The organism is Ruegeria sp. BHSC043, from assembly GCF_059612985.1.
The window spans coordinates 54,188-63,860 of sequence record NZ_JBXWRS010000012.1; the positions used below are offsets into that span (position 1 = coordinate 54,188).

Genomic DNA, 9,673 nt, shown 5'->3' on the forward strand with positions numbered 1-9,673 from the left:
TGCCCCGGCAAATCGACTAAAGAGGTGGCGTTTCTCGATGCAAGAGCTCATGCGCAAGCTTCTGACACGCTATTTCAACCGAAAGGTGCTGGACCGATGGCGCCGGGCGGCCGCGACCGCCGGCACGGCCAGCCTGCCGCAACTGCGCCTGCAGCGCGATCAGGCGCGCCTGCTGCGGTTCGAGCTCAATCGCCTGATTCATGAGGCTGACAGCCGCCTGATGCGGCCCCGGATCGGTTCACGACAATTCCCCAAACCGCTGGGCACAGACTGGTCGTGGCGACCCGACTTGTGGCGCGGGCCGATGCCCGGACGGGGCGTCTGTCCGGTCGCGCGGCAGGAGCGGCTGGATGAACAGACGACCATCTTCCACGATTGCCCGCAGGCCGAGATCGGCATGCAGCAGGTGCGCAACAGCGACGATCGCGATCTGGCCCCGTTCGGTCTGGCTCTGGATGTGTTCGATTTCCGCGGTTCGTTCCTATCAGTGTCCGTCGAATTGCCGTCCGAAGCCCGGACTGCCCTCAGCCGCCAGCACATGTTCCGCGCCAGCGTCCAGTCGGAACAGGAGCGGCAGGCGCAGATGTTCGCGCGTCTGAATATCCAGCACGGCCCAAACACCGAACAGGTCCTTCGGGAACTGCCGCCCGGGTCCGAGGTTTCGACGGTGGATTTCGACCTGGCCCACCTGGAACTGAACGAACGTCGGGTCCAGAAAATCTGGTTGGATCTGATCCTTGACGGGCCGGCCATGAACCAGGTGGTCATTCGCGACCTGACCCTGTGCCGCTATCATCGCGCAGATCTCTGAAGGACACCGACATGACCCATGCAAAGCTTGTACCGATCCGGTTCGAAAACGCCCTCTGGGAGGGGCAACTGACCGCCGCATCGGAACCCCGGGTCGAGGCCCGGTATCTGGGCGAGGCGCTGCCGGGCGTCGAGATCACTCCGAACGACGCGGGCTGGATGCTACGGGTTCCCGTACCGCCGGCCCTGCTGTCGGACGGGGTGCATTGCGTCACCATCTGGGATTGCGAGCGCCAGTCGAAACTGGGCGACTTTTCGGTGATATCTGGGGCGCCGGCCTCGGGCGACATCCGGACCGAGCTTGAACTGCTGCGGGCCGAGCTGGACATGCTGAAACGCGTCGTGCGCAGAATGAACCAGGGGTAGCGCCACCCCGATCCGCCGGGCCGCACGGGCCGACTCCAACTGCGACCTGTCAATTTGACGGGATCTGTGGCTTGATGGGGCATTCGAAACGGCCGGGATGCGTCATGGAACGCGACAGCATCATCAAGGTCATCGCGTTGATGGTGACCGCCTTCGGCATCGGGATCGACTTCACCGGTGCTCTGATGCTGGTGCCCGCGATCGAGAATTCCTTCGACGCCGACATCACCAGCACCCAATGGGTTCTGAACATCTATGCCCTGTTCTTTGCCATGACCATGGTCGCGGGCGGGCGGCTGGGAGACCTGTACGGCCACCGCAAGGTCATGCTGATCGGTCTGTCGGTGTTTCTGTTTTCGTCGATTCTGTGCCTCGTCGCACCGAACCTGGATTTTCTGATCGGTGCCCGGGCGTTGCAGGGGGTGGGCGCCGGGTGCGTCTGGCCATGCACCCTGGCCCTAGGCGCCACCAAGGTCTCGCGAGACGAACACCGCGCGCTGGTGATGGGCCTGATCCTGGCCGGCGTCACCAGCGGCAATGTCTTTGGCCCGATGATCAGCGGGTTCGTCGTCAATCTGGGGGACTGGCGCCTGTTCTTCCTCGCCAATGTGGTGTTTTCGACCGTCTCGATGGGCACCACGCTGACGCTGATCCCGCGCGAGACCGATCACAAGAACGGCGAACACATCGACTTTGCCGGAATGGGCATTTTGTCGATGGCGGTTCTGCTGTTGCTGTACGGGTTGGATGTCGGGGCCGACTGGGGGTGGCTCTCGGTTCCGTTGCTGGCGGTGTTTTTCGTCAGCGCGGTGCTGTTGGGGCTGTTTTCGAGGGTCGAAAATCGTGTGCGCCAACCGCTGCTGCTGCCGCAGATGATGCACAACCCGCAATTCCGGATCACGCTGGGGCTGAACATGTTCAATGTCTCGGCCGCCTTTGTCGGGCTGCTGTATTTTCCGCAATACATGCAAAAAGTCCTGGGCTGGTCGGCTTTCGAATCCGCCTTGGGCCTGGCGCCTCTGACGGTCCTGCTGGCCGTCGGTTCGATCGTGTCGGGCACGCTGTACAACGACTTTGGCCCCAAGCGGCTCATGTTCTGGGGCTACCTGTCGGCCACGACCGGCGCCGCCAGCATCGTCATCCTGCCGATGAGCCTGGGATACCTGCAGATCCTGCCGGGCATGGCCCTGATCGGGCTGGGGGCCACGCTGACGGTCGGGCCTTCTGGTACGGCCGCTGTGTGTGCTGTCCGGCCCGAGCGCGCCGGGCTGGTGGGGGGTCTCAGCTTCATGGCACATCTGGTCTATGGCGCGGTCTCGGTCGCGGTTGCCACCGCGATCATGTACACGACCAGCCTGTCCAGCCTCGGCAGTCAGCTCGCCAAGGCGGGCATCGACACGCCGGCCGCCGATCAGAAGGCGATCAATGGCGGCACCCTGACGACCCGGACGGCACAGGCCATCATGGGCAAGCTGGATGCAGACCAGGCCGAGACGGTCAAATCCGCCATTGCCACGGCATTCGATACGGGAATGAACATGGCTTTCGTGTTTGCCACCCTATCGGTTTCGATGGGCATCATCCTTGCCCTGTTGCTGGACGAAAAGAAACTGCACAAGGTTGAACGCTGACGACACGAAAACGGGCCGCGCCCGGCGCGACCCGTGCTGTTCGATGCCCGGTCGTTACTGCGAGGCGCGGGCGGTCGGGTTGAACGCGGACAAACCCTTCAGGATGTCGATGGCATAGGCCAGTTGATAATCCTGCTTGCGCAGTTCCGCGGTCGCCTCGGCCTTGGCGCGGTCTTCTTCGATCTGGCGGTTCTCGTCCTCGGTCAGGCTGTCATTATTCAGGCTTCCGCGCAGATCGGCCTCGGACCGGGTGCGGGCGGCCGCCTCTTCGTCCTCGTCCTCTTCGGGTCGGTTGCGCGGCTGTTCCACGATGATGTCCGGGCTGACACCCAGCGCCTGGATCGAGCGGCCCGACGGCGTGTAGTACCGCGACGTGGTCAGGCGCATCGCGCCATCCCCCCGCAGCGGCATCACCGTCTGGACAGACCCCTTGCCGAAGCTCTTGGTGCCGACGACGATGGCCCGGCGATGATCCTGCAGGGCGCCCGCGACGATTTCCGACGCCGAGGCCGAACCGCCATTGATCAGCACGACGATCGGCTTGCCCTCGGCCAGGTCATCGGGCGTGGCGTTGAACCGTTCCCCATCTTCGGGGTTGCGGCCACGGGTCGAGACGATCTCACCTTCGTTAAGGAACGCGTCCGAGACCTTGATCGCCTGGGTCAGCAGGCCGCCCGGATTGTTGCGCAGGTCCAGCACGACGCCGTTGATCTTGTCGATGCCGCCGGCCTCGGCGATCTGTTTCTCCAGACCCTCCTTCAGGTTCGGATAGGTCTGGTCGTTGAAGGTGGTCACGCGCAGGACCACGCTTTGACCTTCGGTGCGCGCGCGGACGGCGGTCAGCTTGATCGTGTCGCGGATGATGGTCACGTCGAACGGATCGGGCTCGCCTTCGCGCACCACGGTGATCACGATCTCCGACCCCACCGGGCCGCGCATCAGATCGACCGCCTTGTCCAGCGTCAGGCCCAGGATGCTTTCGCCATCGACATGGGTGATGAAATCGCCGGCCTCGATGCCCGCCTCATCCGCCGGGGTGCCGTCGATGGGCGAGACAACCTTGACGAACCCGTCCTCCTGCGTGACCTCGATGCCCAGCCCGCCGAACTCGCCGCGGGTTTGCACGCGCATCTGTTCGGCGTCGTCGGGCGACAGATAGCTGGAATGCGGATCCAGCGAGGTCAGCATCCCGTCGATCGCCGCCTCGATCAGGTCTTCGGGCGCGACCTCTTCGACATACTGGGCACGGATGCGCTCGAAAATGTCACCGAACAGGTCCAGCTGCTCGTACACGCTGGCCTTGTTTGCGGCCTCCTGCGCCAGCAGCGGCCCGGCGATCTGGGTTGTGGCGATGATCCCTGCCAGGGTTCCGGCCAGACCGGCCATCACGAATCGTTTCATGCGCGTCTATCCATCCTTGTGCGTCCGGAACCATGTTTCCGGATCAACGGGCCTGTTGTTCTCTCTGACCTCTATATAGAGCGTTTCTGACCGATCAGTTCCAGTGCCATCACCGCTTGTTGACAAAATCGCGCCGATTTCCGGCAGATTCCCCGGCATCAACCCCACCGGAGAGCCCTCGGGGATCACCTGCCCGGGTTCGCCATAAACCTCCTGAAGGCCCGAGAACACGAAAAGAAGCCCCGGCTGCGGTTCCAGGATGATCAGGTTGCCAAGGTCCAGCAGCGGCCCGCGATAGCGAATCGTGGCGGCCGTGGGCGATACTACCAAGGCACGCGGCCGGGTGGCCAGAACAAGGCCGGGCCGGGTGACGCCGGCCGCATCGGTTTCCCCCGACCGGTGCACCAGAACGCCCTGCGTCGGCAGCGGGATCCGGCCCTTGCGATCCGAAATATCAGCATCGGTTTCGGCGATTTCACCGGCCGAGATCTCGGCCAGACCGCTGGCGAACCCGTCCAATGTTTCGGTGGACGAGATCAGAATCGCGGTGCGCACCGGATCTTCGACAAAACGGCGCGGCAGGTTGGTACGGTCGGCGATGGCTTCGCTCAGCCGCGTGCGGGCATCCTGCACCTGCTCCAACCCTACGGTCAGAGTTTGCGCCGCGCTTTGCTGCAGTCGGCGCAGGGTCTGAACCTCGTCCAGATCGCGGGCCAGCGCCCGGGCCTTAGCATTCAGGCCGGGGGTGACCTCGGACAGCATCATCCCGGTGCGCGCCGCCCCCAGCGGCCCGGCCGGGTGCAGCATCAGAACCGGAGGCGCCGTGGTTTCGATGGTTTGCAGCACGCCCAGCAACTGGCGGATTTCGCGTTCGCGCGCGTTCAGCTCGGCGGTCAGCTGGCTTTCGCGCAAAGCCGCTCGGCGCAGCCCGTCGCGCATGGCGGCCAGCCCGGCTTCGTAGGCTTGGATCGTCTCGGTCAGGGCGCGCACACGGTCGCGGGCAGTTTCGGCCTCGGTCAGCGCGATCGAGGCCTGTTCCAGCATCTGCGCCGCATCCAGCGCCGCCTGCGCGGGGTCCGGCGCGGCCCGGGCCGCCTGCCCCGCCATCAGAGCCGCCAGAAGAAGCGCGCGCAGCCTCATGACAGCAGGCTCTGACCCGTCATTTCCAGCGGCTTGGGCAGGCCCATCAGGTCCAGCACCGTGGGGGCGAGATCGGACAGGCGACCTTCGCGCAGGGTTGCGCCCTCGGGTCCGCCAACCAGTGCCACAGGTACCGGGTTCAGGGTATGGGCGGTATGCGGGCCGCCGGTTTCGGGGTCGATCATGGTTTCGCAGTTGCCATGATCGGCGGTCACGATCATGGCCCCGCCCGCCTTGTCAAGCGCGGCGACCACACGTGCCAGGCCTTGATCCACGGCCTCGCAGGCCTTGATCGCGGCCTGCAGGTCACCGGTATGGCCCACCATGTCGGGGTTGGCGTAATTGGCGACGATCAGGTCATAGCCGTCCTCGATCGCCTCGACGAATTTGTCCGTCACCTCGGCGGCCGACATCTCGGGCTGCAGGTCATAGGTCGCCACCTTGGGCGACGGGGCCATATAGCGGTCCTCGCCGGGCTCGGGTGTCTCTTTGCCGCCGTTCAGGAAGAACGTGACATGGGGGTATTTCTCGGTTTCGGCCAGACGGAACTGGCGCAGGCCCTGCTTGGCGACCCATTCGCCCAACGTGTTCAGGATCTCGCGCTTGGGGAATACGGTCGTCATGTAGTCGTTGTGGCCGTCGGAATATTCCACCATGCCCAGCAGCGCCGACAGGTGCGGGCGTGGTCCGGTGTCGAATTCGGCAAATCCGGGTTCGCCGATGGCGCGCAGGATCTCACGCGCGCGGTCGGCGCGGAAATTGAGGCAGAAGAACCCGTCACCGTCGCGGACGCCGTCGTAGCCGGGCAAAACCGTGGGGGCGATAAACTCATCGGTCTCGCCCCGGTCGTACGCGGCCTGAATCGCGGCGCTTGCGGTATCAGCCTGCCCGCCCTGCGCTTTGATGATCGCGTCATAGGCGCGGCCGACCCGTTCCCACCGGTTGTCGCGGTCCATGGCATAGTACCGCCCCGAAACGGTGACGACGCGCGCGTTCGCGGGCAGGCGACGCTCCAGCTCGGCCAGGAAGTCCAGCGCCGATTTCGGGGCCACGTCGCGCCCGTCGGTGATGGCGTGCAGAGCCACCGGAACGCCTGCATCGGTGATCGCTTTTGCGGCGGCGACGATATGGTTCAGGTGCCCATGCACCCCGCCATCCGAGACCAGCCCCATCAGATGCGCGGCTCCGCCCGCCGCCTTCACCTTGGCGACAAAGTCCTGCAGCGCGGCATTTTCGAAGAACGAGCCGTCCTCGATCGCTAGATCGATCTGGCCCAGATCCATAGCCACGACCCGCCCGGCCCCGATATTGGTGTGGCCGACCTCGGAATTTCCCATCTGCCCGCTGGGCAGGCCCACATCCGGACCGTGGGTGATCAGCCGCGCGTGCGGACCCTTGGACATGATCGCGTCGAATGTGGGCGTGTTGGCCAGATACGGCGCATTGGCCAGTGTGTCGTCGGACAGGCCCCAGCCATCGAGGATGCACAGGACGACGGGTTTGGGTGCGCTCATGTCGGGTCTCCGGTAACTGCTCTTGTCCGTTCTTCTATCCCCTGCCCGCCGCATCGTGAACCGCCTTTTGCGGCGATCCGCGCCGCGCGGGGTTATTTCCTGATCTGCTGCCAGGGCCGCGCCTTGCGGCCGCGATACTTGACCGTTAGCTCGGGCGGAGCGTCGCTTTCGTCATAGGCGCCCAGGATCACGCCCTTGCCGCGACTTTTGGTGCGCATCCCGACCAGCTCGGCTTCTGAGCGGGTGGTGCGTTGCGACGGGCGACGTGCCCAGGCGAACAGGTGGTCGTACATCTGCGCGATCACACCCGCATGGGCCGGGCTGTCGCCCAGATCGGTCAACTCGGCGGGGTCGTTTTCCAGATCGAACAGGATCGGGCGGAACCCGCCTTCGCAATGGATCAGCTTCCACTTTTTCGTGGCCACCATGAACATCGCCGCGTCGCGCACCGACACGCCCAGCGTTTCCGCGATGGGCGAGGCCGAATAGTCGTATTCGCAGATCACGAATTGGCGCGGGGTCTCGGCCGCCTGCCCGTGAAGGATGGGCAAAAGGGAATGACCTTCCAGAATATGGTCGGGCACCGCAACGCCCGCGACCTCGACGAAAGTGGGGGCCAGGTCGATCGACTCGACCAGCGCGTCGCAGGTGGTGCCGCGCGTGGCATCGGCCTGTTCGGATGGGTCGTAAATGATCAGCGGCACCTTGGTCGAAGCGTCGTGGAAGAACGTCTTTTCGCCCATCCAGTGATCGCCCAGAAAATCGCCATGGTCCGAGGTCAGCACGATCATCGTGTCGTCCATGCGGCCGGTCTGCTCCATCCAGTCCAGCAACCGCCCGATCTGGTCGTCGGCCTGCTTGATCAGGCCCATATAGGCGGGGATCACCGCCGCGCGCACATCCTGCCGCCAGAAGGTCTGGCCGATCTTGGTGTGCATGAAGGCGCTCAGCACGGGATGCGCCTCGGCCCGCTCGGTCTCGGACCGGTTGGGCGGCAGAACATGCTCGGGCCCGTACATCGAGGCATAGGGCTCGGGGACGATATAGGGCCAGTGCGGCTTGATGTAGCTCAGGTGGCAGCACCATGGGCCGTCATGGGTTTCCATGAACTCCATGCTGCGCGTGGTCAGATAGGGGGTCTCGCTGTCCTCCTCGGCGATGTTTGCGGCCTGCGGCGCGTTTTTCAGAAACCAGCCCGACAACACGTTTCCATCGGCATCCAGACCGGAATTAGCAAAGTCGTGCCAGGGGTTGTCGCTGTCGTAACCCTTGTCGGCCAGCCAAGCGTTATAAGCTCGGGCGCCATCAGGGTCATAGAACCCGTCGGGGCCTTCGGGGCGCATCCCGTCATCGCGCTCGAACACGTCAAAGCCGCATTCGGCCACCCGCGCGCCGATCAGGCTGTCGGGCTCCAGGCCCAGCCGGGCCATGCCTTCGGCGTCGGCGCGCATATGGGTCTTACCGACCAGCCAGCAGTCCATCCCCGCCTTGCGCAGATGGTCGCCCATGGTCAGCTCGCCAACCTTCAGCGGAATGCCGTTCCACGAGGCGCCGTGCGACTGCACGTATCGCCCGGTATAGGTGGACATGCGCGAGCTGCCGCAGATCGGCGACTGGATATAGGCCCGCGTGAACCGCACGCCGCGCGCGGCCAGACGGTCGATATTGGGCGTGTGCAGATGTGGATGGCCGTAACAGCTCAGGTAGTCCCAGCGCAGCTGGTCGAACATGATGAACAGGATGTTGCGGGCCTTGATCATTCAGGTCCGTTCGCCCTGGCTTTCCATCTGTTCCACCATCCGGCGGGCGCGCTTGCATTGCAGCTTGTCACGCAGGGGGCTGTTGGGGTCCACGTCCTTTTGGCACACCACGCATTTGTCGGCGCCCGAGATCGCGTTCAGCCCGCCGCAACTGCCTTTGATGGTCTTGCCCATCAGCATCACGCCCAGCGACATGCCAACCATGATGATCAGGAGCAGAACAAACGCGAGGATAAAGGTGCTCATCGGCCGGCCCGCCCTTCAGTTCGATCCCAGCGCATCCTTGAATGCGCTGCTGTGTACCGTGATATAGGCATCTTTGCCGCCTGTCACATCCCGCGAGATGAAAAACACCGCCAAACCCAGCTGATCGGCCAGTTTCAGCCCCCGCTCCTGCCCCAGCGCCAGCATCGCGGTGGCCCAGGCATCGGCCATCATCGCGTTTTCGGCCAGAACCGTGACCGAGGTCGTCCGATGAGTGATCGGGCGTCCAGTGGTCGGGTCGATGATATGCGAATACCGCACCCCGTCCTGTTCGAAAAAATTCTTGTAATCGCCCGAGGTCGCCATGCCGCGGTTGTCCAGCGGCACGATGAACTGGATGGTTTGCGACCCGGTTTCGGGCTTTTCGATGCCGATGCGCCAGGCCTCGCCCTTGTCGTTCTGACCGCGGGCCACCAGATCACCGCCGATCTCGACCATATAGTTCTCGACCTCCGCCGCGCGCAGCGTCTCAGCCACGGCGTCGATCCCGTATCCCTTGGCGATGGCCGACAGGTTGATCCCCACGCCCGGCTGTGTCTTGGCCAGCGTCTCGGCCTGCGCATCCAGCGTCAGCAGGCGCGCCTGCCCCACCTGCTCGAGCGCCGCCGCGATCTCGGCATCCGATGGCACCGGGTCCTCGGGCTTGCGCGGGCCGAACCCCCACAGCTCGATCAACGGGCCAAGCGTCACGTCGAACACGCCGCCGCTTTGTTCGTGCACCTGGTTGGCCGCCGCGATTACATAGGCGAATTCTTTCGACACCGGCATCGGGTCGGTGCTGGCCGAG

9 protein-coding genes are annotated in these 9,673 nt (G+C 64.5%); 3 read left to right on the forward strand and 6 right to left on the reverse strand.

Annotated elements, in window-relative coordinates; translation table 11 throughout:
* Window positions 1-49 precede the first annotated feature (49 nt).
* The 3 genes from AC2FMM_RS15335 (at window position 50) to AC2FMM_RS15345 (ending at window position 2,807) form a co-directional block, all read left to right on the forward strand.
* Window positions 50-811: a DUF6478 family protein gene (locus tag AC2FMM_RS15335; protein ID WP_496797029.1), complete on the forward strand. Its 762-nt coding sequence runs from the start codon at window positions 50-52 to the stop codon at window positions 809-811.
* 11 nt (window positions 812-822) lie between these two features.
* Window positions 823-1,176: a hypothetical protein gene (locus tag AC2FMM_RS15340; RefSeq protein WP_496797022.1), complete on the forward strand. Its 354-nt coding sequence runs from the start codon at window positions 823-825 to the stop codon at window positions 1,174-1,176.
* A 104-nt stretch (window positions 1,177-1,280) separates the two neighbouring features.
* Window positions 1,281-2,807: an MFS transporter gene (locus AC2FMM_RS15345; RefSeq protein WP_496797023.1), complete on the forward strand. Its 1,527-nt coding sequence runs from the start codon at window positions 1,281-1,283 to the stop codon at window positions 2,805-2,807.
* Window positions 2,808-2,861: 54 nt separating this feature from the next.
* Here AC2FMM_RS15345 and AC2FMM_RS15350 read toward each other — a convergent pair whose 3' ends face one another.
* The 6 genes from AC2FMM_RS15350 to AC2FMM_RS15375 all read right to left on the reverse strand — a co-directional run.
* Window positions 2,862-4,208 carry a S41 family peptidase gene (locus tag AC2FMM_RS15350; protein ID WP_496797024.1) on the reverse strand — a complete coding sequence of 449 codons (1,347 nt, stop codon included), beginning with the start codon at window positions 4,206-4,208 and terminating at the stop codon, window positions 2,862-2,864.
* Window positions 4,209-4,214: 6 nt separating this feature from the next.
* Window positions 4,215-5,348: a murein hydrolase activator EnvC family protein gene (locus AC2FMM_RS15355; RefSeq protein ID WP_496797025.1), complete on the reverse strand. Its 1,134-nt coding sequence runs from the start codon at window positions 5,346-5,348 to the stop codon at window positions 4,215-4,217.
* Window positions 5,345-6,862, reverse strand: a complete 1,518-nt coding sequence (gene gpmI / locus AC2FMM_RS15360; RefSeq protein WP_496797026.1) for a 2,3-bisphosphoglycerate-independent phosphoglycerate mutase — start codon at window positions 6,860-6,862, stop codon at window positions 5,345-5,347. Before gpmI ends, AC2FMM_RS15355 begins: the two co-directional genes overlap by 4 nt.
* Window positions 6,863-6,954: 92 nt before the next feature.
* On the reverse strand, window positions 6,955-8,622 hold the full coding sequence (locus AC2FMM_RS15365) for an alkaline phosphatase family protein (RefSeq protein ID WP_496797027.1): 1,668 nt from the start codon (window positions 8,620-8,622) through the stop codon (window positions 6,955-6,957).
* Window positions 8,623-8,868, reverse strand: coding sequence for a (Na+)-NQR maturation NqrM (nqrM, locus tag AC2FMM_RS15370; RefSeq protein WP_170599965.1), 246 nt, complete (start codon window positions 8,866-8,868; stop codon window positions 8,623-8,625). It abuts the gene before it with no gap.
* 15 nt (window positions 8,869-8,883) lie between these two features.
* A partial coding sequence (locus AC2FMM_RS15375) for an FAD:protein FMN transferase (protein ID WP_496797028.1) occupies window positions 8,884-9,673 on the reverse strand: 790 nt, incomplete at its 5' end.